Source organism: Pseudonocardia lutea, from assembly GCF_042658055.1.
GTDB lineage: Bacteria > Actinomycetota > Actinomycetes > Mycobacteriales > Pseudonocardiaceae > Pseudonocardia > Pseudonocardia lutea.
Window position 1 is genome coordinate 17,886 of record NZ_JBHSQK010000105.1, and the last position, 22,237, is coordinate 40,122.

The window sequence follows — 22,237 nt, forward strand, 5'->3', positions numbered from 1 at the left end:
ACCGCTCATCGCAGACCCAGCCCCCGTGCCACGATCCCGCGCAGGATCTCGTTCGTCCCGCCCCGCAGCGTGAAGCCCGGGGCGTGCAGTACCGCGTCGGCCAGCAACCGGGCGTAGCCGCCCTGCTCCGCGCCCCGGTCCGGCGGGATCGACACGAGCAGCCGCGCGGCGTCGATCACCTCGTTCTCGAAGCGGGTGCCCAGGTCCTTCACCACGGCCGCCGCCAGCTCCGGCGCCTGGCCGGCGTCGAGCGCGCCGGCGATGGCGAGCGACATCCGCCGCAGTGTCCAGTACCGCGACACCAGCCCGCCCAGGTCCCGGCGCCGCCCGGCGTCGAGGTCCTGCGCGGAGATCTCCCGCAGCAACGCCACCAGCAGCGGGAAGGTCGACAGGTAGCGCTCCGGGCCGGAGCGCTCGAACGCCAGCTCCGAGGTCACCTGGTGCCAGCCCTGCCCGATCTCGCCGAGCACCATCCCGTCCGGGATGAAGACCTTGTCGAACACCACCTCGTTGAAGTGGTGCGCACCGGTCAGCAGCGGGATCGGCCGGATCGTCACCCCCGGCGCCTTGAGGTCCACGATGAGCTGCGACAGCCCGGCGTGCCGGTTGCCGTCCTCCTTCGGCGAGGTCCGGACCAGGGCGAAGAAGGCGTGCGCGTGGTGCGCGCCGGAGGTCCACACCTTGGTGCCGGTCAGCTCCCAGCCGCCCTCGACCCGGTCCGCCTTCGAGCGCACCGACGCCAGGTCCGAGCCCGAGTCCGGCTCCGACATCCCGATGCCGAAGTACACCTCGCCGGCCGCGATGCCCGGCAGGAACCGCTGCCGCTGCTCCTCGGTGCCGAAGCGCATCAGCGAGGGCCCGATCTGCCGGTCGGCGACCCAGTGGGCCGCCACCGGCGCGCCCGCCGCCAGCAACTCCTCGGTCACCACGTACCGGTCGAGCGCGCCGCGCCCGTGCCCGCCGTACTCGGTCGGGATCGTCATCCCCAGCCAGCCCCGCCGGGCCAGCTCCTTGGTGAACCGCTCGTCCCACCCCGAGAGCCAGGTGTCCGCCCGCGGACTCCAGGCCCCGGCGGCACGCTCCTCGGCGAGGAACGCGCGCACCTCGGCCCGCAGCGCCGCGACGCGCTCCGGCAGCTCCACCGGCGGGGGCACGAGATCCGGCAGTGTCGCCATCGTGTCCGTCACGGCTCCTTCCTAGCCCACGGATCGGGGTCGTGCATCAACGTGTGGCGGGATGGGAACATCCGGGACATGACGAACCCCGATCTCGAACGGAAGGTCCTGGAGGCCGTCCCCACCGGACTGCTCATCGGCGGCGAGTGGCGGCCGGCGGCGTCGGGGGCGACGACGAAGGTCGAGGACCCGTCGACGGGCGAGGTCCTCGCCGAGGTCGCCGACGCGGGGCCGGAGGACGGCATGGCGGCCCTCGCCGCCGCCCACGAGGCGCAGGCCGGCTTCGCCGCGATGGCGCCGCGCGAGCGCGGGGAGATCCTGCGGCGGGCCTACGAGGCGATGATCGGCCGGGCGGACGACCTCGCCCTGCTGATGACCCTGGAGATGGGCAAGCCGCTGGCGGAGTCGCGCGGCGAGGTGACCTACGCCGCCGAGTTCTTCCGCTGGTTCGCCGAGGAGGCCGTGCGGATCGGCGGCGGCTACGCGACGGCCCCCGCCGGCGGCAGCCGCTTCCTGGTGATGAAGCAGCCGGTCGGCCCGTGCGTGTTCATCACGCCGTGGAACTTCCCGCTCGCCATGGGCACCCGCAAGATCGGCCCGGCGATCGCGGCCGGCTGCACGGTGGTGATCAAGCCGGCGCCGCAGACCCCGCTGTCGATGCTGGCCCTGGGCCAGCTCCTGCTCGACGCCGGGCTGCCCGCCGGCGTGCTCAACGTGATCACCGCGACGGACGCGGCCGGCGTCATGGAACCGATCATCACGGACGGCCGGGCGCGCAAGCTCTCCTTCACCGGCTCCACGGGCGTCGGCAAGATCCTGCTGCGGCAGTGCGCCGACAAGGTCCTGCGCACCTCGATGGAGCTGGGCGGCAACGCCTCGTTCCTGGTGTTCGACGACGCCGACCTCGACAAGGCCGTCGAGGGCGCGATGCTCGCCAAGATGCGGAACATGGGCGAGGCCTGCACCGCGGCCAACCGCTTCTACGTCCAGCGCGGGGTCGCCGAGGAGTTCGCCGCGAAGCTGGCCGAGCGGATGGGCGGGCTCAAGGTCGGGCGCGGCACCGAGGAGGGCGTGCAGGTCGGCCCGCTGGTCGACGCGAAGGGCCGGGAGAAGGTCGTCGACCTCGTCGGCGACGCCGTCGAGAACGGCGCGCAGGTCAAGGTCGGCGGCAGGGCCGCGGACGGCCCGGGCTACTTCTACCCGCCGACGGTGCTCGTCGACGTGCCCAAGGAGTCCCGGCTCAACCACGAGGAGATCTTCGGGCCGGTGGCGCCGATCTCGGTGTTCGACACCGAGTCCGAGGCCCTCGCCGCGGCCAACGCGACCGAGTTCGGCCTGGTCAACTACGTGTTCACGGAGAACCTGAACCGGGCGCTGCGGGTGTCGGAGAAGCTCGAGAGCGGCATGGTCGGGCTGAACACCGGGCTGGTGTCCAACCCGGCGGCGCCGTTCGGCGGGATCAAGGAGTCCGGGCTGGGCCGCGAGGGCGGCACCGTCGGGATCGAGGAGTTCCTCGAGGTCAAGTACGTCGCCATCGGCGGCCTGGGCTGACCCGCGTCCAGGCGCCCGACTGAACGCGTTATGGAACCATAACGCTCGTTCTCCACCCGAATTCGAGTGTCATGGAACCATAACGCTCAGATCCGGGCAGGAATCGAGCGTTATGGTTCCATGGTGCGTCAGGCCTGGGCGGGAGTGCGCCGACCGCGGATCCGCGGCCACACGACCACCGCGACCGCGCACACCAGCTGCGAGATCGCGTAGCCCGCGGCCACCGGCATCAGCTGCTCGACCGGGTGCGACCCGGCGGCGTCGGAAGGCCCGATCGGGATGAACAGCACCACCGCGATCACGAACGCGGTGCTCAGCAGCTGCAGCCGCGCGAACCCGACGCCGTCGTGCCGGGCCTGCCGCACGCCGAGCTCGTGCGAGATCACCAGGCGGGCGACCATGCCGAGCAGCAGCACGCGGAGCACGTCGGCGGCCTCGGCGTAGCCGGGTCCGAAGAACTCCAGCCCGAACCGGGCCAGCAGCACGCCGACCAGGATCATCGGCAGGAAGATCACGTACAGCCGCTTGCGCGAGGCCCGGATGTGCGCCTTCGCGTTCTCCGGGTCCCGGGCCAGCTGCGCCGACAGCGACTGCATGAACCGCTGCGCGGCGATGTCGATCACCATCACCGCCTGCCAGGCGATGAAGAACGCCGCACCGGTCGTCGGGCCGAAGCGCTGGGTGACGATCACCGTGACCTGGTTGAACAGCAGCACCGTGCCCCAGTGGGCCAGCGTGGTCGGGCCGAGGAAGCGCACGGCCTCCCGGCGCGTCGGCAGCCACTCCTGGTCGGAGAGCCGCGCGAACTTGCGGGTGTAGATGCCGCCGACGACGGCGCTGCCGAGCGTCCACAGCGCGATCGGGACCACCCACGACAGCACGACGCCGAGCGGGCCGAGGCTCGCCCCCAGCGCGACCAGCATGCCGATCCGGGCCACGGCGAAGGCGATGTTGCGCCACGACGCCCACCACGTCTTCCCGACGGCGATGAGGCTGAAGTCGTGCACGCCCCACAGGCCCCAGCCGATGCCGGCGAGCAGGAACAACAGGCCGCCGACCCAGACCGGCAGGTGACCGCCGGCGCCGGTCGTCGCCATGAGGGGTTCGAGCAGGACGTACACCAGCCCGACCAGCGCGCACGACGGGATGATCACCAGGTGGCTGCGCCAGAACAGGGTCGACGCCTTGCGGCCCGCCTTGGGCATCCACAGCATCATCGCGGAGTCGAGGTTCAGCTGCGCCACGCCCGCGACCAGCAGGAACGCGGACACGAAGGCCGAGGCGTAGCCGACCGCCTCCTGCGGCATGATCCGCGCCGCGATCAGCCAGCTGACGAAGCCGGCCAGCGACCCGACGGCGCCGCTGATCGACAGGGACAGGCCGTCGGAGAGGGCCCGCTTGGCGGAGCCGCCCTCGGAGGACCCGAGGTCCTTGGCCGCCGGGGCCGGCGGCTCGGGGGCCCGCGGCTCGGGAGCCGCGGGCCCGACGGCGCCGCCGGAGAGGTGAGAGCCGCCTGGGCCGTCGGACCGGGCCTCGACGGCGACCGTGCCGGGAGCGAGCTCCACGGTCGGTGGGTCGCTCGGCCGGGGTGGGCCGTCGAACCGGCCGGCGGGCCCGGATCCGCCGGGGCGGCCCGCCGCGGCTCCCCCGGGGCGGCCCGCCGCGGCTCCTCCGGGGCGGCCCGCCGCGGCTCCCCCGGGGCGGGCCGCCGCCGTACCGCCCTCGGGGAACCGCCGGTCGCCGGCGGAACCGGGGACGGCGTCGTCGAACAGGGGTGCCGGTCGCCGAGCGGGGTCGGGGACCGGGGATCGCCTCGCGCCGGGAGGCGGGTCGGACTCCTCGCGCCGGTGCGCGGAGTCAGCGGGTACAGGGGTGCTGGCCTCGGAGTCCGGTCGGGTCACTGCGCCTCGGCAGCGACGGGAGCGGACGACGGGACAGCTCCCACCACGGGGGGCAGATGGGGAAGCCTGGCCGTCAACATGGGCGCCGAGTCTACCGACGGGTCACCCGCCGCCCCGGCCGCCCGAAGGACACCCGGCGCGTCGCCCGGGCGAACGGGACGCCCGGGGACGGGCTGCCCGGAGGTGGACGCGCCGGGGCGTTCCCGGCCTCCCCCGACGCGCCGCTGATCACCCGAAGGGGTCCTTGTAGGGTCCGGACCCGAGATCACCGGCAGACGCGGGGGAACGGGACGGATGGCGGACGGGTACACAGTGGAGAGCGACGGTCCGATCGGGATCGCCGTGGTCGGCGGCGGCTACTGGGGTCCCAACCTCGTCCGCAACGCACAGCAGACCCCGGGCCTGCACCTCGAGTACCTGTGCGACCTCAACGCCGACCGGGCCCGGCAGGTCCTGGGCAACTACTCGACCGTGCGGATCTCCACCTCGCTCGACGAGGTGCTGGCCGATCCCGCGGTGTCCGCGGTGGCCGTCGCCACCCCGGCGGCGACCCACTTCGACGTGGCGATGCGGTCGCTCGAGGCCGGCAAGCACGTGCTGATCGAGAAGCCGCTGGCCCCGACCTACGAGGAGGGCCGGCAGCTGGTCGAGGCCGCCGAGCGGCTCGGCCGCGTGCTCATGGTCGACCACACGTTCTGCTACACCTCCGAGGTCCGGCACATCCGTGAGGTCGTGCGCAGCGGCCGGCTCGGCGACCTGCAGTACATCGACTCGGTGCGGATCAACCTCGGCATCGTGCAGCCCGACGTGGACGTGCTGTGGGACCTGGCCCCGCACGATCTGTCCATCTTCGACGCGATCCTCCCGGACGACGTCTTCCCGGTCTCGGTGGCCGCGCACGGCTCCGACCCGGTCAACGCCGGGCACGCCTGCGTCGCGCACCTGACGTTGCGGCTGTCCAACGGCGCGCTCGCGCACGTGCACGTCAACTGGCTCTCGCCCACCAAGATCCGCACCTTCGTGGTGGGCGGGTCGAACCGGACCGTGGTGTGGGACGACCTCAACCCCACCCAGCGGCTCTCCGAGCACGACCGCGGGGTCGACCGGATCCAGTCGGAGCTGGAGGACGCCGACGTCCGCGGCCGCAGGCTCGTCTCGTACCGCACCGGCGACACCGTCGCCCCGGCCCTGGCCAACCTGGAGGCCCTGCGGTCGGTCATGGTCGAGTTCGCGGCGGCCATCGCCGAGAACCGGCGCCCGCTCACGGACGGCTTCGCGGGCCTGCGGGTCCTCGCGATCCTCGAGGCCGCCTCGGAGAGCCTCGCGAAGGACGGCATGTCCGTGCCGATCCGCACGATCCAGGAGACCCCGCGCGCCACCGCCGGGGTGATCGAGGACGTTCCGACCACGATGGCCCAGCGCGGCCGCGGAGAGGTGACGGTGTGACCGAGTCCCAGCAGGCGGCCCAGCCGGTCGAGGGTCAGAAGATCCTGGTCACCGGTGGTGCCGGCACGATCGGCTCGACCCTGGTCGACCAGCTCGTCGAGGCCGGCGCGGCCGAGATCGTCGTGCTGGACAACCTCGTGCGCGGGCGGCGGGAGAACATCGCCGCGGCGCAGGAGGCGGCGGGCGACCGGCTGACCCTCGTCGAGGGCGACATCAACGACCGCGGGCTGGTCGGCGAGCTGACCGCCGGCAAGGACCTGGTCTTCCACCTCGCCGCGCTGCGGATCACCCAGTGCGCCGAGCAGCCGCGGACCGCGCTGGAGAGCCTGGTCGACGGCACCTTCACGATCATCGAGGCCGCCGTCGAGCACGGGGTCGAGAAGGTCGTCGCGAGCTCGTCCGCGTCGGTCTACGGGCTGGCCGAGGAGTTCCCCACCACCGAGCGCCATCACCCGTACAACAACGACACCTTCTACGGCGCCGCCAAGGCGTTCAACGAGGGCATGCTGCGCAGCTTCCACGCCATGAACGGGCTGGACTACGTCGCGCTGCGCTACTTCAACGTCTACGGCCCGCGGATGGACGCCTACGGCGTCTACACGGAGGTGCTGATCCGCTGGATGGAGCGGATCGCCCGCGGCGAGCGCCCGCTGATCTTCGGCGACGGGAAGCAGACGATGGACTTCGTCCACGTCCACGACATCGCCCGGGCCAACGTGCTCGCCGCGCAGGCCCCGGTCACGGACGCGGTCTACAACATCGCCACCTCCGAGGAGATCAGCCTGGCCGAGCTGGCCGAGGCGCTGCTGGAGGCGATGGACTCCGATCTCACCCCGGAGTTCGGTCCGGCTCGCCAGGTCAACGGCGTCACGCGCCGCCTCGCGGACATCTCTGCCGCCGCGAGCGACCTCGGTTGGAAGCCGGCCATCGGCATGGACGAGGGTCTGCGCGGCCTCGTGCAGTGGTGGAGCGACGAGACCGGAACCCCGCTGAAGGTCGGCGCGTGATCCCGGTCATGAAGCCCCTCCTCGGTAACGAGGAGGCGGAGGCCGTCGCGGCCGTCGTGCGGTCCGGCTGGGTGGCCCAGGGCCCCCGGGTCGCCGAGTTCGAGAAGGCGTTCGCCGCGCACGTCGGCGCAGCGCACGCGATCGCGACCTCGAACTGCACCACCGCGCTGCACCTGTCGCTGTACGTGCTGGGCGTGGGCCCGGGCGACGAGGTCGTGTGCCCGTCGTTCTCGTTCGTCGCGACCGCCAACGCGATCCGCTACTGCGGGGCCACGCCGGTGTTCGCCGACGTCGAGCCCGGGACCGGCAACGTCACGCCGGAGACCGTCGCGGCCGTGCTCACCCCGCGGACCAAGGCCGTGCTCGTGGTCCACCAGGGTGGGCAGCCCGCGGACGTCCCGGCGATCACGGCCGTCTGCGGCAAGGTCCCGGTCGTCGAGGACGCCGCATGCGCCGCCGGCGCCACGCTCCACGGCAGCCCCGTCGGGACCGGCGCCCTGCTCGCGGCGTGGTCGTTCCATCCGCGCAAGCTCCTCACCACCGGTGAGGGCGGCATGGTCACCACGGACGACGCCGAGTGGGCCGCGCGGATCCGCCGGCTGCGCGAGCACGGGATGACCGTCTCCGCGGCGGACCGGCACGCCGCCGGCACGAAGGTCGTCCTCGAGGGCTACGACGAGACGGCGTTCAACTACCGGATGACGGACATGCAGGCCGCGATGGGCCTGGTCCAGCTCGGCCGGCTGCCCGGGATCGTGGCGCAGCGCCGCGCGATCGCCGAGCGCTACCGCGAGCTGCTCGCCCCGCTCGGGCTGCGCGCGGTCGGCGACCCGCCGCACGGCACGGCCAACTACCAGTCCTTCTGGGTGGAGCTCCCCGAGGGCGCCGACCAGGTCGCCGTGCTCGGTGCGCTCGCCGAGGCCGGGGTCTCCGCCCGCCGCGGGATCATGGCCGCACACCTGGAGCCCGCCTACGCCGGGCACCCGCACGCGCCGCTGCCCGTCACCGAGCACCTCACCCGCCGGACGGTGATCCTCCCGGTGCACCACGAGATCGGGGAGGCCGAGCAGCGCGCCGTCGTCGACGCGCTCGCCGGCGCCCTCGGCCTGGCGACCACCGGCGCCTGACCGCGCCCGAGACCCCCGCTCCCCCGAGCCCCGCTCCCCGAGTCCCAAGGAGCCGTATGGCCGCCCCCCTCACGCCGGTCGTCCGCAGCGACGGCACGGCCCCGATCCCCCTCGTCGACCTGGCCGCCCAGCACGCCGAGGCGACCGCCGAGCAGGCCGCGGGCTGGGCGGAGGTCCTGGCCCGGACCGCCTTCGTCGGCGGGCCGGCCGTCGCCGAGTTCGAGGCCGCCTACGCCGCGTACTCCGGCGTGGAGCACGTCGTCGGCGTGGCCAACGGCACGGACGCGCTCGAGCTCGCCCTGCGCGCGCTCGGCGTCGGGCCCGGCGACGAGTGCCTCGTCCCGGCCAACACGTTCATCGCCACCGCCGAGGCGGTCGTGCGTGCCGGGGCGGAGGTCGTGCTCGTCGACTGTGAGCCCGGCACGGCGCTGATCGACGTCGACGCCGCCCTCGCCGCGGTCACCGACCGGACCCGTGCGGTCCTGCCGGTGCACCTGTACGGCCAGGTCGCCGACGTCGCGCGGCTCGAGGCCGGGCTCCCCGACCACGTCGCGATCTGCGAGGACGCGGCGCAGTCCCAGGGCGCGCGGCGCGACGGACTGCAGGCCGGGGCGATCGGCGACATCGCCGGCACCAGCTTCTACCCCGGCAAGAACCTCGGCGCCTACGGCGACGCGGGCGCGGTGCTCACGAACTCCGCGGAGCTGGCCGAGCGGGTCCGGCTGCTCGGCGCGCACGGCTCGCCCCGCAAGTACGAGCACACCGTGGCCGGCGTGAACAGCCGGCTCGACGCGCTGCAGGCCGTCGTGCTCTCGGCCAAGCTCACCCGGCTCGACGCGTGGAACGCCGCCCGGCGGGCCGCCGCCGCGCGCTACGACGCCCTCCTGGCCGACCTGCCGGGCGTCACCACACCGACGGTCACGGCCGGCAACGAGCCGGTCTGGCACCTCTACGTGATCGAGGTCGACCGGCGGGACGAGGTCCTGGCGCACCTCAACGCGCACGGCGTGGGCGCGGGCATCCACTACCCCACCCCGGTCCACCTGACCGGCGCCTTCGGCCACCTCGGCAAGACCGGCGACTTCCCGGTCGCCGAGGCGGCGGCCGAGCGGATCCTCTCGCTGCCCCTCTACCCGCAGATCACCGAGGAGCAGCAGCAGCGCGTGGTGGACGTCCTCCGCACCGCCCTGTGACCCCTGCACGGCGAACGGCACGTTCGCTCACCTCGTGAGCGAGCGTGCCGCCCGCCCGTGCTCAGCGGGGGCCGAGGAACCACTCCTCCCAGCTGTCGAAGGCGCCGGAGAGCGCGGCGCGGAAGATCAACGGCCGGTCGATCTGGGTGATGAACGTGCGCGGGATCGTGCCTGCCGGCCGGGTGTCGACGGCCTGTGCGTACACCGTGCGGTACACCCTGCTCGCGATCGCACCGGCCTCGGGCGTCCAGTTCGCGGACTGCCCGAAGGGGATGGCGAACTCGTCGACCTCGTGGCCGAGCATCGCCTCGAGCCGGGTCCGCGAGCCGACGAGCTCGCGCTCGGCCGCGGCGGCGTCGAGCCGGCCGAAGTCGGGGTGCGACGCCGAGTGGCTGGCCAGCGTGACGCCGGCCGCCTCGAGCCTGGCCAGCCCGGCCCAGTCCAGCACGTGCGCGTACCCCGCGTCGTGCCCGCCGTCGGCCCACCCGCTGACCACGAACATCGTCGCGGGGACGCCGTGGTGGCGCAGCACCGGCACGGCGTTGTCGAGCACGCTCGTGGCGCCGTCGTCGAAGGTGATCGCGAGCTGCTTGCGCTCGGGCGCCGCGAGCACCTCGGCCGGGGTGGCGAAGGTCCACCCCTCGTCGACCGCGACCTGCAGGTGCCGTTCGAAGTCGGTGGGCCGGACGTCGTTGACGCCCCAGGACTCCGTGCCGATGGAGTGGTAGGCGAGGATCCGGCCGACGCCCGTGCCGCGCGGGCGGGTCAGGCCGGTGCGGGTGCGCAGCGCCTCGTCGAGGGCCAGGCCCCACCGCTCCGCCCGCATCCGACCGGCCACGGCGCACCGGTACGCGGCCTGGGCCGCGGGGAGCTCGCCCAGCGAACTGCGCAGGGAGGAGACCGCCGACGCCACGTCAGCCCTTCCGGCCGAGGCCGCTGAGGATCACCCCGGCGAGCAGCGCGGGGACCGTCCACTCCACGGCGTGGATGGTCGTCTCGGGGACCTCCTTGGACCCCATCACGGCCGTGCCCGCCACCGCACCGACGGCGGCGGTGGTGAGGCCCAGGCCGACCAGGTCCGCCTTGCTGCGCCGCCGGGCCAGCAGTCCGACGCTGCCCAGCAGGTGCGCGGCCGCGGCGGCCCGGAAGATCGGCGTCCAGCGCGCCCAGCCCGCGGCGACCACGCGCTCGCGCTCCACCGGACCGCCGGCGGCGTCGGCGGCGGCGTTGAGCCCCGACGCCCCCATCAGCGAGCCGCCGAACCAGGCGGCCGCGCCGACGTCGCGCAGGGCGCGCAGCGCGGTGTTCGCTGCGGTGGTGGAGGTCTGGGCGGCACGGGCCATGTCGGTCTGCTCCTCGGTCCGGTGTGGTCGGGACGCGGGACGCCCGCGCTCCACGGCGCGGGGCGACGGTGGGGGCGGCGTCCCGCTTCGGGGCCGGCCGGACGCCGGCGGGGTCCCCGGTGGACTCTTCCGCCGTCGGACTCTAGCGACGGCCCCGGCGGCCGCTGACGCGCAGTCCCTCCCCGGCGCGCTCGTGCGCGGTCCCGCAGTCCGGGCACACCAGGTCCTCGCCGAGGCGCTCGCCGCACACGCACACCCAGCCCTTGACCCGTGCCGGGTTCCCGGCGACGAAGGCGTGGGCCGGCACCGACCGGGTCACCACGGCGCCCGCCGCGGCGAAGGCGTGCTCGCCGATCTCGGTGCCGCAGACCACCACCGACCCCGCGCCCAGCGTGGCGCCGCGGCGGACCACGGTCGGCAGCAGCGCCTCCGGCCCCCGCTTGATCGCCGCGCGGGGCCGCAGGTCGTTGGTGAACAGCACGTTGGGCCCGAGGAACACGTCGTCCTCGCAGGTGACGCCGGAGAAGACGAGGGTGCCGTTCTTGACCGTGACGTTGTCGCCGAGCACCGCGCCGTCCTCGACGAAGGCACAGTCGCAGATGTTGCAGTCCCGGCCGACCCGGGCCCCGGGCAGGACGTGCGCGAAGGCCCACACCCGGGTCCCCTCGCCGACGTCCGTGCTCTCGCAGAGCCCCTGCGGGTGCACCCGCACCCCGGTCGTGGTCCCCGTCATGCGCGCTCCCGCCGTCCGTCCGGTCCCTGCGGCGCCGACGATAGCCGCGGCACCGCCGTCACGGTCCCAACCAGGCCGAGTTCCGCGAGCGTGACGGTGTCGGGACCCGGTGTAACGCGGCCCCTTCCGGTCCCGATGGACGATTCGGAGCGGAGCGGCCCGCCGGGCGCGAATCGGGCAGGTTACACCCCGGAACCGGCGCCGGCGAGTCGACCATTAGGCTCCGATCACCGAGACGAGGAGCGGCGACCAGCGCCCGCCGGGTGCGCGCGGCACGGACAGGTCTGACGGGGTACTGCGGTAGTGGAGCGAGACAGGGGTCCGGTGCGCGGCGAGGAGCGGTTCGCGAGCGGTCCGGGCCGGACCGTCGCGGGCGCACCCCGGAACCGGGTCACGGGTCCCGGTGCGGACCCGTACGCCGATCCCCCAACCGAGCGGTTCGCCGCGCTGCAGGTGCCCGCGCCGGGCACAGCGGAGAACGCCGCACTGGAGACCGTGGGGCTGCGGACCGCGCCGGTGCCGGGGGCGACGGACGAGCACGCCGGCACCGAGGACCCCGCCGCCGGGACGGACGGCGCGGACGGGACCCCGGAGCCGGCCGAGGCCGTGGCGGGCGGCGACGAGCCGCCCCGCAGGCGCCGCTCGCTGCTGCCCAGCCTCGAGCTCAACGCCTTCGCCCTGATGGCCGCCACCGGCATCACCGCGCTCGTCGGGCTGGGCTTCTGGGCGATCGCCGCCCGGCTCCCCGCCACGGAGGTCGGGCGCTCGTCGGCCATCCTCTCCACGGCGACGATGCTGTCGCAGGTCGCCGCGTCGAACGTCGGGCTGCTCTTCGGTCGCGTGCTGGCCTCGGCCGGGACGAAGGCCCGCGCGCTGGTCCTGGCCGGGTACGGCATCGCCACCGCGATCGCCCTGCTGCTCGGCGCGGGCTTCCTCGTGTTCTTCCCGCACGACGAGCTCTTCCCCACCCTCTGGGACCGGGCGGCGTTCCCGCTGCTCGTGGCCCTGCTGGCGTTGTCGACGCTGCAGGACTGGGTGCTCACCGGGCTGCGCCGCTCCACCTGGATCCCGCTCGAGCAGCTGCTGTTCGCGCTCGGGAAGATGGGGCTGCTGATCCTCTTCGCGAACCTCGCGTTCGAGAAGGGCATCCTGGTCGCCTGGGCGATCCCGATCATCGTGCTGCAGCTGGTGATCTCGCCGATCCTGTTCCTGCGGCTGCTCCCCCGCGTGCCCCCGCCCGGCGAGGGCACGCCCCCGATGCCGGACCGCCGTGGGCTGCTCACGATCTTCCTCGCCGAGTACGCCACCGGCGCCGTCACGGTGATCATCCCGCTGGTCCTGCCGCTGCTGGTCGTCGCCTCGCTCGGCACCGAGGCCAACGCCTACTTCGCGCTGCCCTGGCTGATCGCCGAGTCGTTCAGCGTGCTCATCTGGAACATCAGCTCCTCCTACGTGGTGGAGACCAGCCACGACCGGCGCCAGCAGTGGGCGCTGATGAAGCGCACCTTCCGGTTGAGCTACCTGATCGGCGGCCTCGGCGTGCCGGCGCTGTTCCTCCTGGCCCCCTGGGTGCTCTCGGTGCTCGGCGACGCGTACTCCGACCAGGGCACCTGGGTGCTGCGCTACGCGGTGCTCGCCATCCCCTTCACGATCATCAACATGAACTTCATCAACACCTCCCGGCTGCGCAACCAGATGGGGCGCGTCGTCGTGCTGGAGGTGTTCACCGCGGCCCTGGTCATCGGGCTCGCGGTGGTGCTCATGGGCCGCATGGGCATCGGTGGCGCCGGCCTGGCGTTCCTCCTCGCCCAGGCCGTCACGGCGCTCGTCGTCGCCGTCCCGCTCGTCCGCTTCATGCGGACGCTGCGGCGCGACGCCGTCGAGGAGGAGACCGGCGACGGCGACGCCCCCGCCGACCGGTCCGACCCCCCGACCGAGCCGACCCCCGTCGCCGGGCTGGCGACCGGTGCGGGCCGGCGTCCGTCCTGACGGACGGCCCTTCTTCACACACGAGGGAGACCCGAGGAGTGAACGCGCACAGTGCCCCCGGCACGAGCCGCTGGCCCACGGACCGGCCGCTGCGCCTGCTCGTCGTCCTGCACAACCTGGACATCGGCGGCAGCCAGCGCAACTCCGTGGACCTGGCAGCGGGTGTGCGGGACATGGGGCACGAGGTCGTGCTCGCCGGCCCGCCCGGCGTCCTCGAGGACGTCATCCGCGAGCGGGGCGTGCCGTTCGAGGCGGTCGAGGAGCTGGTCCCGGACAACATCGCGCCCACGGCCCGCGCCGCCTACAAGCGGATCCGCGACCTGGCCCGGCGGGTGCGGCCGGACCTCGTCCACGCCTACGAGCTGACTCCCGCGCTGCTCGCCTTCCTCGGCCCGCACCGCCTCGACGACGTGCCGATGACCATGACGATCAACAGCATGTCCGTGCCGGACTTCATGCCCGCCACGGTGCCGTTGCAGGTCTGCGGCCCGCTGATCGCCATGGAGACCCGCGAGCGCAGCGGGCCGATCGGGGTCCTGGAGATCCCGACGGACACGGTCGGCCAGTACCCGGACTTCCCGGGCGGGGCGGCCTTCCGGGCGGAGCTCGGGATCGCGCCGGACGAGATCGCCGTCGTCGTGGTCAGCCGGTTCGCCCGGGCGCTCAAGCAGGAGGGCCTGGAGACGGCGATCCGCGCCGCCGGCCGCATCGCGCCGTACCACCGGATCCGGCTGGTGATGGTCGGCGACGGGCCCGCCATGCCCGAGCTGCGGGCCCTCGCCGACGCGACGAACGCGCGTGCCGGCCGCGAGGTCGTGCTGCTGCCCGGGCTGCGCGTCGACCCCCGGCCCGCCTACGCCGCCGCGGACATCGCGCTCGGCATGGGCGGGTCGATCCTGCGGGCCATGGCCTTCGGCAAGCCCTGCATCGTGCAGGGCGAGCGCGGCTACTTCCAGATCCTCGACCGCGAGTCCGCCCGGTTGTTCCGCTGGCGCGGCTTCTACGGCATCGGCGACGGCGGCACCGGCGAGGACACGCTGGTCCGCGAGCTGCACACGCTGCTCTCGGACGAGGTGCGCCGCAAGGAGAACGCCGCCTTCGCCCTCGAGCTCGTGCGCCGGCACTACAGCCTCGAGCACGCGCTGCGGGTGCAGATGGAGTGGTACCGGAAGGCCCTGGCCGCGCACGTCCGGCCGAGCCGCGCCGAGGTGGCCCGCACGGTCGCGTCCGTCGGCGCGTGGTTCGCGGCCCGCGCGGCGGGGCGGGTCAAGCCGGACACCTTCAACAGCTCGGAGCGCATCGCGCCGGGCATCGCCGCCCCGGTGCCGGACTGGTTCGACCCGGACATCGACACGGACACGGGCAGCATCGACATCGCCAACGCGAAGACGCTGAAGCTGCAGGCGGTCCGGCGGGGCTGATCCCCCGGGACCACCGAGAACGACACCGGCCGGTGTCCCCTCGCGGGGGCACCGGCCGGTCCGTGTCGCAGGTCAGGCACGGAGGTCAGGCACGGAGGTCAGGCACGGAGGTCAGGCACTGACCTTGTACTCCTTGACCCAGTCGACCTGCATCTCGGAGGGCTTCACGTTCTTCGGGTCGCCGTCCTCGGGGAACCAGTCCAGCTGGATGCACAGGTGCATCGGGCCCGGCGGCAGCTTGTCCTTGTCCTCGACCCGGTACCACTCGCGCCCGTCGAGGTAGCCGATGACGTGGTCCGGGGTCCACTCGACCGCCCAGTTGTGCCACTCCGTGGCGTCCACGTCGACGGAGTGCTCGACCTGCTTGTTGTCCTCGCTGTAGTGCAGGAACGAGTTGACGTTCTGCCGGTCGCCGGAGGTCGCCTCCATGAAGTCGATCTCGCCGCCCTCCGGCCAGTTCTCCTCGTCCGGCCACAGCAGCAGCAGCGCGTGGTACGTGGGATCGCTGGTCGGCAGCTTCACCCGGCCCTCCCAGCGCCCGTACATCTGGCCGGGGTTGAGCGCGAGGCCGCCGGTGTTGCCCTCGGCGTCGCCCTTGATGGTGAGGATGCCGTTGTCGACGTGGATCGACTCGGTGGTGCGGCGGCCGTTCCCGTCGTGCCCCTCGCCCTTGTAGATGCTCCAGCCGGCCGGGCGCGGGCCGTCGAACTCGTCGACCCGGCTCGGCTCGCCCCAGCCGAGCAGGGTGGCCGCGCTGGTGTCGGCGCCCGCGCTCTGGCTCCGGGTCGGCGTCGTGGGGCCGGCCGGCTCCGACACGGCACCGCTGCCCGGTGTGGTCCCGGAGTCCGACGACGGGCGCCCGACGAGCACGGCGATCAGCGCGATCACGGCGACGGCCGCGACACCGGCCAGGATCAGGCCGGTACGGCGGGAGATCCCCCGGGTGGGGGCACCGCCACCACCGTCCCCGGATGGTTCGGACACTGGGACTCCTCGCTCACATCGGACCACTCAGAACGGACAAAGCAGACAAGCCGGGAGCGTAGAGCACCCGGCCGGGGCTCCCGTCTCCGAGTCCAACGACGTCAGCGGCCGGACGTGACGTGGGAGTTCACCGGGGACAGTCGGGGCACCCGGCCGCCCGCCCGCCGGGTCGCCCGGCGACCGCGGACGTAGGCCGATCCCCCGTCGACGATCCACGCCAGCCGCTCCCCGATGCCGCCGGCGGCCACGCCCTCCCCCGCCGTGGCCTCGCGCGCGCCGATCTGCCGGAACTGCGCGACCGCGGCCGGCAGGCGCTTCGCGGCCATGGCGCCGGCGCGGGGGTCGAGAGCGATCTTGGTGAGGAACGCGCCCAGCCCCATCGAGTACCCGCGCATCTGCCGGCGCAGCTCCTCCGGCGACGACCGGTGGTGGTGCCAGACGAAGGCGCCCGGGTCGTAGCCGACCTGGTGCCCGGCCAGCACGAGCCGGACCATGAACTCGCAGTCCTCGCCGCCGCGGGTCGGCGCGCCCGCGCCGAGCGCCTCGTCGAAACCGCCGACCGCGCGGGCGACGTCCGCCCGGACCGCGAAGTTGGCGCCGATGCCGAACAGGCCGGGCGAGAAGGGGAAGATCGCCGAGTCCGCCGGCGGGTCCGCCAGCGAGTACCGGCGCGCCTCGAAGCCCCGGTTCCACACCAGGGCCCGCTCGGCGGCCAGCTCGTCCTCGGTCTCGAGCCGGGCGCCGACCACGGGCCCGCTGACGCACGCCAGGTCCGGCTCGGCGGCGAACACGGCGGCGATGCGGCTCGCCCACCGCCGGTCCACCTCGGTGTCGTCGTCGGTGAACGCGACGAGCCGGGTGACGGCCTCGCGCAGCCCGCGGTTGCGCCCGACCGAGAGGCCGCGGCGTCGCTCGCGCACGTAGACCACGCCCCGGTCGGCGAACTCCTCGGCGACCAGCCGGGTGCTCTCGTCCGGCGGGTCGTTGTCCACCACGACCACGGTGACGGCCGGGTGGTCGCCCGCGACGACGGCGGCCAGGCTGGTGCGCAGGCTCTCCGCCCGGTCCCGGGTCGCGATCACGACGGTGAGCGGCTCGTCCGACGGCGGCAGTGCCTCCTCCGCGGCCCGCTCGCCGGTGTCCGGACCCAGCTGCTCCTCGATCGCGGCGCGGACCGTCGACGTGGTCGCGCGGCCGCCCGTGAGGCCGACCGTGATCAGCCCGGCGGGGACGCCGCCCTCGGTGACCAGCAGCCGGGCCGCCAGGTAGCGGGGGTCCACCGACAGGTCCAGCGCGTCCGGTCCCTCGGCCCGCCGCTCGACCCGGCCGACCCAGGCCGGCGCCCGCCCCGGCAGCTCCATGCTCATCCTCCCGTGCTTCGTCGACGGTGCGCGTGCTCCGTCCGGTTCGGACCGTCCGACCCGGACCGGCCGGCGGCCGGCTCAGGCCGAGCCGGCCGGGGCCACCACGTCCTCCGGGGCGGCCGCGGGCCGCGCCTGCGAGACGACCTGCGGGCGGGCGAGGCGCACCGGCTCCAGCGGCGTGTTGCCGAGGATCATGTCCGACGCCTTCTCGGCCACCATCAGGGTGGGCGCGTAGGTCTGGGTGTTGGTCACGGTCGGGAAGACCGACGCGTCGACCACCCGGACGCCCTCGATGCCGTGCACCCGCATGGTGGCCGGGTCGACGACGTCGTCGGCGGTGCGGCCCATCCGGGCGCTGCCCGTGGGGTGCAGCCCGGTCTGCGCGGTGTGCGAGATCCAGTCGAGGATCTCCTCGTCGGTCTGGAACTCCGGCCCGGGGACGACCTCGCCGCCGTCCACGCCGGAGAAGGCCGGCTGGGCCATGATGTCGCGCGCGATCCGGATCGCCTTGACCCAGTCGTCCCGGTCCCGCTGGTTGTCCAGGTAGTTGAAGATGATCCGCGGGTGCGCAGCCGGGTCCGCCGAACGCAGCGTGACGCTGCCCCGGGAGCGCGCCGCCATGGTGCCGACGTGCACCTGGTAGCCGTGCCCCTCCACGATCCGCTTCTCGTCGAAGGCCATCGCCATGGGCGCGAACCCGACGATGACGTCCGGGAACTCCATGTCCTCGTTGCTGCGGATGAAGCCCGCGGCCTCGAAGAGGTTGCTCACCGCGGGCCCCCGGCCGGCGAGCCACTGCAGGCCCATCTTCGGCCAGTTCTTCTTGTCCTTCATGTGCACCATCGAGATGGGCTGGGTGCACCGGTGCTGGACCTGGACCGCCAGGTGGTCCTCGAGGTTGTGGCCCACCCCGCGCAGGTCGTGGACCGGGGCCACGCCCACGGCCTCGAGCTCCTCGGCGCGACCCACGCCGGACAGCTGCAGCAGCTGCGGGGTGTTGAAGGCGCCGCCGGACAGGATGATCTCCTCGGCCCGGACGATCTCCTCGCGGCCGCCCGCGGCCCGGTAGGTCACCCCGACCGCCCGGGTCCCGCTGAACACGATCTGGGTGGCCAGCGCGTGGGTGCGCACCTCGAGGTTCGGCCGCCCCATCACTGGGTGCAGGTACGCCTGCGAGGACGACTGCCGCCGGCCCCGGCGGATGTTGCGGTCGAAGGCCGCGAAACCCTCCTGCACCGCGCCGTTGAGGTCGGCGGTCAGGTTGTACCCGGCCTGCTGCGCGGCCTCGAAGAACAGCGCGAACAGCGGATGGTCGGCCGGGGCGCGCTCGACGGTCTGCAGGCCGCCGCGACCGCGGAACTCGTTGCCCCCGAAGGTCACCGAGTCCTCGATCTTCTTGAAGTACGGCAGCACGTGCGCGTAGTCCCAGGCCTCGTCGCCGACGACCTTCGCCCACTGGTCGAAGTTCGCCGGGTGGCCCCGGACGTAGGTCATGGCGTTGATCGAGCCGGAGCCGCCGAGCAGCTTGCCCCGCGGCAGGTCCATGCGCCGGTTCTGCATGAACGGCTCGGGCTCGGAGACGTAGTGCCAGTTGTGGCTCCGGCTCGCGATCGCGAGCCCCATCGCCGCCGGCATGTGGGTGAAGACGTCCCAGAACGGGTCCGACTTCCCGGCCTCGAGGAGGAGCACCCGGTGGGCCGGGTCGGCGCTGAGCCGGTTGGCCAGGACGCACCCGGCGGCACCGCCGCCGACCACGACGAAGTCGTAGATCTTGTCCGACATGGAGTGTTGAGCCCTCCTCCTGGGAACGCTGCGTGCCTGCTCCCGGCGTCGCCCCTCCCGGTACCGGTCCGGGTCGCCGCGCCCGCAGCGGCGGCCACGATATCGCGGTGAAATCCACCACCCCGACTCAGGTCAGGGCGCGGCACCTGCCGCGGGTGCGTTCGGGTTCGCGTTCGGGTCGGCGGCCGCGGGTGCGCCCGGGTTCGCGTTCGGGTCGACGGCCGGGGCGTTCGGGTCCGCGGGCACGGCCGGGGCGGGCTGCCGCGGCGCGTCCAGCGGGAGCCCGGTGACCGGATCCGTGCGGGTCAGGACGGAGTGGACGACCTGGCGTCCACCCTGGACGGTGAGGAGCGCGACGACGACGGCCACCACGCCCACCGAGGCCACGGTGAGCGCACGCACCCGGGTGGGCGTGCGCCCGAGCCGGGTGCGGCTGCTCTCCACCACCCAGGCGCGGACGCCGAGCACGACCAGCAGGGCGAGGAACGACAGCCACACCCACTTGTCGAAGGCCGGATCGATCGTCATCCGGGCCTCCCCGCGGTGCCGCCGGGGAGCACGGGCGCCCCGACCTTGCGCAGCACGTAGTCGTACGGGTCGTCCGGGCTCTGGTACCAGAAGTAGTACTTGCCCTGCTGGACCAGGGTGTTCGCGTAGTCCAGCGACCAGTTGTGCGGCTTGCCGTAGAGGTACACGCCCTGCGCCTCGATCGACCCGAAGTTGACGATCACGTCGGGCGCGACCCTGTCGGTGCAGCCGATGGGATCGTTCGAGACGCCGATCCGGCCGCAGCCCGGCACACCGCCGCCGCGGCCGAAGAGGGTGAGCCCCTCGATCGCGAACGGCCCCGGGTCGGACACCGGGATGACGTTCTGCCCGGGCGGGGTCGTCGCGACGACCGACCGGAACATCGCGGCGTCCTCGGGGTAGACGACCTGGTAGGAGTCGTTGCCGCCGCGCAGGAACACCAGCGTGCCGAACAGGCCGACCATGCCGACGGCCAGCACCGGGCGCATCCACGCGCGCTTGCGCACCGTCCACCGCAGGAAGTCCGCGCCGAGGATGGTCAGGATCGGCAGGCCGAACAGCACGATCCGCAGGAAGCCCTCGCTGCCGTAGCCCTGCGCGGCGAAGGCCATCGGCACCACCGCGAGCCCGATCGGCACGAGGTCCCGGCGCCGGCGCCAGTACACCCAGGCGCCCACGATGCCCAGCAGGTACGAGCAGCCGGCGACCAGCACGCGCCCGTACTTGACGACGACCTGGCCGAAGTCGCCGGTCAGCCGGTCGGCCACGCCCTCCTGCAGCGCGGCGCCCGTGTCGCCGGTGCCGATGAACAGCGTGATCTGGTTCATCCAGATGTTCCGGGCGGCGATCAGGATGAACAGGACGACGCCGATCATGCCGATCAGCACGAGTCCGCGGCCCCGGTAGCGACCGACCACGGCGAGCAGGAAGAGCTGCCCGAGGATCGCGAACGGCGTCAGCTGGTGCGCCGGGATCACCGCGAGGATGCACAGCGCCGCGCAGAAGTAGACGAGCAGCAGCTGGCGCGGGGGCAGCGTCGGCCGGTTAGGCGGGGTCATGCCGGAGACGAGCCAGCGGTGCAGCAGCGGCAGCCGCTTGGCGCCGCGGTGCGGCGCGGGCCAGCCGGGGACCCCGCTGGGGTCGGTCCGGCGGGTGGCCAGCGGGCCGAGCGCGAAGGTCAGCACCGTCAGCAGCAGGCAGATGCCGGTGGCCTGTGGCGAGAAGTAGTCCTGCTCGATCCAGTTCAGGCCGACGAACAGCCAGGCCGCGGCCCAGGGCGCGCGGGTGCCGCCCAGCATGGAGCGGGCCAGCGCGTAGATGCCGATCGCCCAGACCGTGACCACGGCCGGCGGGAACCAGCGCAGCACCTCGTCCAGCTGGTGGGCACCGCCGGCCTGGCGGAACCAGGCCCACTGGGCGAAGAAGGCCGGCCAGGAGAACCGGGCGTCGAGACCCTGCGGCGGGACGCCGTTGGCGACCGCGACCGCGTCGACGAAGCCGGTGATCGTCCAGGCCGTGCCGAACCGCGCGGCGGGCTCGACGACGGACGGGAGGCCGGTCGAGCACAGGATCAGCACGCCGGTCGCGGTGCCGAGCATCGGGATGCGCGGCCGCTTCGCGTGGAGCTCGGTCAGGCACGAGCCGATCGCGAACAGCAGGGCCAGCCAGCCGGGGACGCCGAGCACCTTGGCCAGGCCCCAGCCGTCGAGGGCCTTCAGGTCGGTGGTGACCACGGCGAGCGGCAGCATCGCCAGCGCCAGCAGGGCGAGCACCGGCGCCAGCCAGCGGTCGATCACGACCCGGTTCCGCTCGAGCCAGGACGGCTCGGCCGGCGGCCCGGCGCTCGGTGCCGGTCCCGGGACGACCGGCATGGCCGCGGTGGGCGGGTCGGTGCCGTCCGGGCCGGAGCCCGCGACCGCGCCGACGGGGCCGAGGACCTGGGTGGCCTCGGGGTCGATGCGGACGGCCCGGGTCTCCTCGCCGGCGCGGCCGGTCCCCTCGCGCGGGGCGCCGCCGTCGCGGCCGCCGCCCCGGCGGGTGTCCTGTGTGGTCACTGGGCGACCACCGCGTGCCGCAGCAGGAACGGGACGCTGATCGCGGTGATGATGTAGAGCATCAGGTCCGGGTGCCACCAGACGGTGCTGACCATGATCTGCGCGGCGAGCAGCGTGGTCGCCACGCCCACGCCCACGGTCAGCAGCCAGACGTGCGCCGCGGGCGCTCGGCGCAGGAACCCCGCCGCGGACCAGCCCGGGCCCAGCAGCAGGAAGCCGATCGTGATGAACAGGCGCAGGTCGCCCGCCGTGCCCCCGGTCACCTTCAGCAGGCTGAGGGCGCACGCCGCGAGGCCGGCGACGACGAGCATCAGGGCGACGCCGCGGCGCGCGGTGCGGGCGCGCGTCAGCTCCGCCGCGGAGGGCATGCTCACCGCGTCACTCCGTTCCCTCGCCGGTCCTCATGCGTGGTCGACACCGTTCCGGTGCCCGGCACCGCGCGGCGCACCGGCCCGCGCGGCGGGGCCGCCGAGCCGCGCCCCGCCGGACGGTCCCCGGCGCCCGGCTCGAGTATGCCGGGCGCCGGTGATCCGCAGGAGGCGGCCCCTCAGGAGGCCTCCTCCTCGAGGGCGTAACGCGCGTCGAGCGCCTCGCGCTGCGCCGAGGGCCGCTGGGGCGCGGGACGGTCGCTGCCGGCCG

At 73.8% G+C, this 22,237-nt stretch carries 18 protein-coding genes; 7 read left to right on the top strand and 11 right to left on the bottom strand.

The features are described 5' to 3' along the window. Positions 1–5: 5 nt before the first annotated feature. Entirely contained in the window at positions 6–1,175 is a 1,170-nt protein-coding gene (locus tag ACFQH9_RS29715; protein ID WP_379571347.1) for an acyl-CoA dehydrogenase family protein, read from the bottom strand. Positions 1,176–1,253: 78 nt separating this feature from the next. On the opposite strand from ACFQH9_RS29715, the gene ACFQH9_RS29720 reads away from it, so the two are divergent. Beyond that, the gene (locus tag ACFQH9_RS29720; RefSeq protein ID WP_379571349.1) at positions 1,254–2,726 is read left to right on the top strand and encodes an NAD-dependent succinate-semialdehyde dehydrogenase; all 1,473 of its coding nucleotides are present in this window, start codon (positions 1,254–1,256) and stop codon (positions 2,724–2,726) included. 128 nt (positions 2,727–2,854) lie between these two features. Here the strand turns inward: ACFQH9_RS29720 and ACFQH9_RS29725 are convergent, their stop codons facing one another. Next, positions 2,855–4,291: a lipopolysaccharide biosynthesis protein gene (locus ACFQH9_RS29725; RefSeq protein ID WP_379571351.1), complete on the bottom strand. Its 1,437-nt coding sequence runs from the start codon at positions 4,289–4,291 to the stop codon at positions 2,855–2,857. A gap of 630 nt (positions 4,292–4,921) precedes the next feature. Between ACFQH9_RS29725 and ACFQH9_RS29730 the strand changes: the two genes are divergently transcribed. The 4 genes from ACFQH9_RS29730 to ACFQH9_RS29745 are packed head-to-tail and all read left to right on the top strand — an operon-like array spanning position 4,922 to position 9,400. Then, entirely contained in the window at positions 4,922–6,073 is a 1,152-nt protein-coding gene (locus ACFQH9_RS29730; protein ID WP_379571353.1) for a Gfo/Idh/MocA family protein, read from the top strand. After that, positions 6,070–7,080 carry an NAD-dependent epimerase/dehydratase family protein gene (locus ACFQH9_RS29735; RefSeq protein WP_379571355.1) on the top strand — a complete coding sequence of 337 codons (1,011 nt, stop codon included), beginning with the start codon at positions 6,070–6,072 and terminating at the stop codon, positions 7,078–7,080. Before ACFQH9_RS29730 ends, ACFQH9_RS29735 begins: the two co-directional genes overlap by 4 nt. Next, entirely contained in the window at positions 7,077–8,207 is a 1,131-nt protein-coding gene (locus ACFQH9_RS29740; RefSeq protein WP_379571357.1) for a DegT/DnrJ/EryC1/StrS family aminotransferase, read from the top strand. The genes ACFQH9_RS29735 and ACFQH9_RS29740 overlap by 4 nt, the downstream gene beginning before the upstream one ends. Before the next feature lie 56 nt (positions 8,208–8,263). Then, the gene (locus ACFQH9_RS29745; RefSeq protein ID WP_379571359.1) at positions 8,264–9,400 is read left to right on the top strand and encodes a DegT/DnrJ/EryC1/StrS family aminotransferase; all 1,137 of its coding nucleotides are present in this window, start codon (positions 8,264–8,266) and stop codon (positions 9,398–9,400) included. Between the two features lie 61 nt (positions 9,401–9,461). Here ACFQH9_RS29745 and ACFQH9_RS29750 read toward each other — a convergent pair whose 3' ends face one another. From ACFQH9_RS29750 to ACFQH9_RS29760, 3 genes are all read right to left on the bottom strand, one after another. Continuing rightward, positions 9,462–10,313 carry a polysaccharide deacetylase family protein gene (locus ACFQH9_RS29750; protein WP_379571361.1) on the bottom strand — a complete coding sequence of 284 codons (852 nt, stop codon included), beginning with the start codon at positions 10,311–10,313 and terminating at the stop codon, positions 9,462–9,464. A gap of 1 nt (position 10,314) precedes the next feature. Beyond that, positions 10,315–10,743 carry a hypothetical protein gene (locus ACFQH9_RS29755; protein ID WP_379571363.1) on the bottom strand — a complete coding sequence of 143 codons (429 nt, stop codon included), beginning with the start codon at positions 10,741–10,743 and terminating at the stop codon, positions 10,315–10,317. A gap of 142 nt (positions 10,744–10,885) precedes the next feature. Continuing rightward, entirely contained in the window at positions 10,886–11,476 is a 591-nt protein-coding gene (locus tag ACFQH9_RS29760; protein ID WP_379571365.1) for an acyltransferase, read from the bottom strand. A gap of 303 nt (positions 11,477–11,779) precedes the next feature. Between ACFQH9_RS29760 and ACFQH9_RS29765 the strand changes: the two genes are divergently transcribed. Both ACFQH9_RS29765 and ACFQH9_RS29770 read left to right on the top strand, forming a co-directional pair. Further along, positions 11,780–13,465, top strand: coding sequence for a lipopolysaccharide biosynthesis protein (locus ACFQH9_RS29765; RefSeq protein ID WP_379571367.1), 1,686 nt, complete (start codon positions 11,780–11,782; stop codon positions 13,463–13,465). A 38-nt stretch (positions 13,466–13,503) separates the two neighbouring features. Further along, positions 13,504–14,886, top strand: a complete 1,383-nt coding sequence (locus ACFQH9_RS29770; RefSeq protein WP_379571369.1) for a glycosyltransferase family 4 protein — start codon at positions 13,504–13,506, stop codon at positions 14,884–14,886. A 111-nt stretch (positions 14,887–14,997) separates the two neighbouring features. On the opposite strand, the gene ACFQH9_RS29775 is transcribed toward ACFQH9_RS29770, so the two are convergent. The 6 genes from ACFQH9_RS29775 to ACFQH9_RS29800 all read right to left on the bottom strand — a co-directional run bounded on the left by ACFQH9_RS29775 (position 14,998) and on the right by ACFQH9_RS29800 (position 21,972). Then, positions 14,998–15,870, bottom strand: coding sequence for a glycoside hydrolase family 16 protein (locus ACFQH9_RS29775; protein ID WP_379571371.1), 873 nt, complete (start codon positions 15,868–15,870; stop codon positions 14,998–15,000). A 101-nt stretch (positions 15,871–15,971) separates the two neighbouring features. Further along, on the bottom strand, positions 15,972–17,237 hold the full coding sequence (locus tag ACFQH9_RS29780) for a glycosyltransferase family 2 protein (RefSeq protein ID WP_379571373.1): 1,266 nt from the start codon (positions 17,235–17,237) through the stop codon (positions 15,972–15,974). 75 nt (positions 17,238–17,312) lie between these two features. After that, on the bottom strand, positions 17,313–19,016 hold the full coding sequence (locus tag ACFQH9_RS29785) for a choline dehydrogenase (protein WP_379571375.1): 1,704 nt from the start codon (positions 19,014–19,016) through the stop codon (positions 17,313–17,315). A 132-nt stretch (positions 19,017–19,148) separates the two neighbouring features. Continuing rightward, a complete protein-coding gene (locus ACFQH9_RS29790; RefSeq protein ID WP_379571377.1) occupies positions 19,149–19,544 on the bottom strand; it encodes a hypothetical protein in 396 nt (131 codons plus the stop codon). Continuing rightward, entirely contained in the window at positions 19,541–21,598 is a 2,058-nt protein-coding gene (locus ACFQH9_RS29795) for a hypothetical protein (RefSeq protein ID WP_379571379.1), read from the bottom strand. The genes ACFQH9_RS29790 and ACFQH9_RS29795 overlap by 4 nt, the downstream gene beginning before the upstream one ends. Further along, positions 21,595–21,972 carry a hypothetical protein gene (locus ACFQH9_RS29800; protein WP_379571381.1) on the bottom strand — a complete coding sequence of 126 codons (378 nt, stop codon included), beginning with the start codon at positions 21,970–21,972 and terminating at the stop codon, positions 21,595–21,597. The genes ACFQH9_RS29795 and ACFQH9_RS29800 overlap by 4 nt, the downstream gene beginning before the upstream one ends. Positions 21,973–22,237 lie beyond the last annotated feature (265 nt).

Bases quoted from the DNA above. Each gene is read 5' to 3' on its own strand.
- ACFQH9_RS29730 (WP_379571353.1), top strand. From the start codon at position 4,922: ATGGCGGACGGGTACACAGTGGAGAGCGACGGTCCGATCGGGATCGCC.
- ACFQH9_RS29790 (WP_379571377.1), bottom strand. From the start codon at position 19,544: ATGACGATCGATCCGGCCTTCGACAAGTGGGTGTGGCTGTCGTTCCTC.
- ACFQH9_RS29785 (WP_379571375.1), bottom strand. From the start codon at position 19,016: ATGTCGGACAAGATCTACGACTTCGTCGTGGTCGGCGGCGGTGCCGCC.
- ACFQH9_RS29745 (WP_379571359.1), top strand. From the start codon at position 8,264: ATGGCCGCCCCCCTCACGCCGGTCGTCCGCAGCGACGGCACGGCCCCG.
- ACFQH9_RS29760 (WP_379571365.1), bottom strand. From the start codon at position 11,476: ATGACGGGGACCACGACCGGGGTGCGGGTGCACCCGCAGGGGCTCTGC.
- ACFQH9_RS29755 (WP_379571363.1), bottom strand. From the start codon at position 10,743: ATGGCCCGTGCCGCCCAGACCTCCACCACCGCAGCGAACACCGCGCTG.
- ACFQH9_RS29720 (WP_379571349.1), top strand. From the start codon at position 1,254: ATGACGAACCCCGATCTCGAACGGAAGGTCCTGGAGGCCGTCCCCACC.
- ACFQH9_RS29715 (WP_379571347.1), bottom strand. From the start codon at position 1,175: ATGGCGACACTGCCGGATCTCGTGCCCCCGCCGGTGGAGCTGCCGGAG.
- ACFQH9_RS29780 (WP_379571373.1), bottom strand. From the start codon at position 17,237: ATGAGCATGGAGCTGCCGGGGCGGGCGCCGGCCTGGGTCGGCCGGGTC.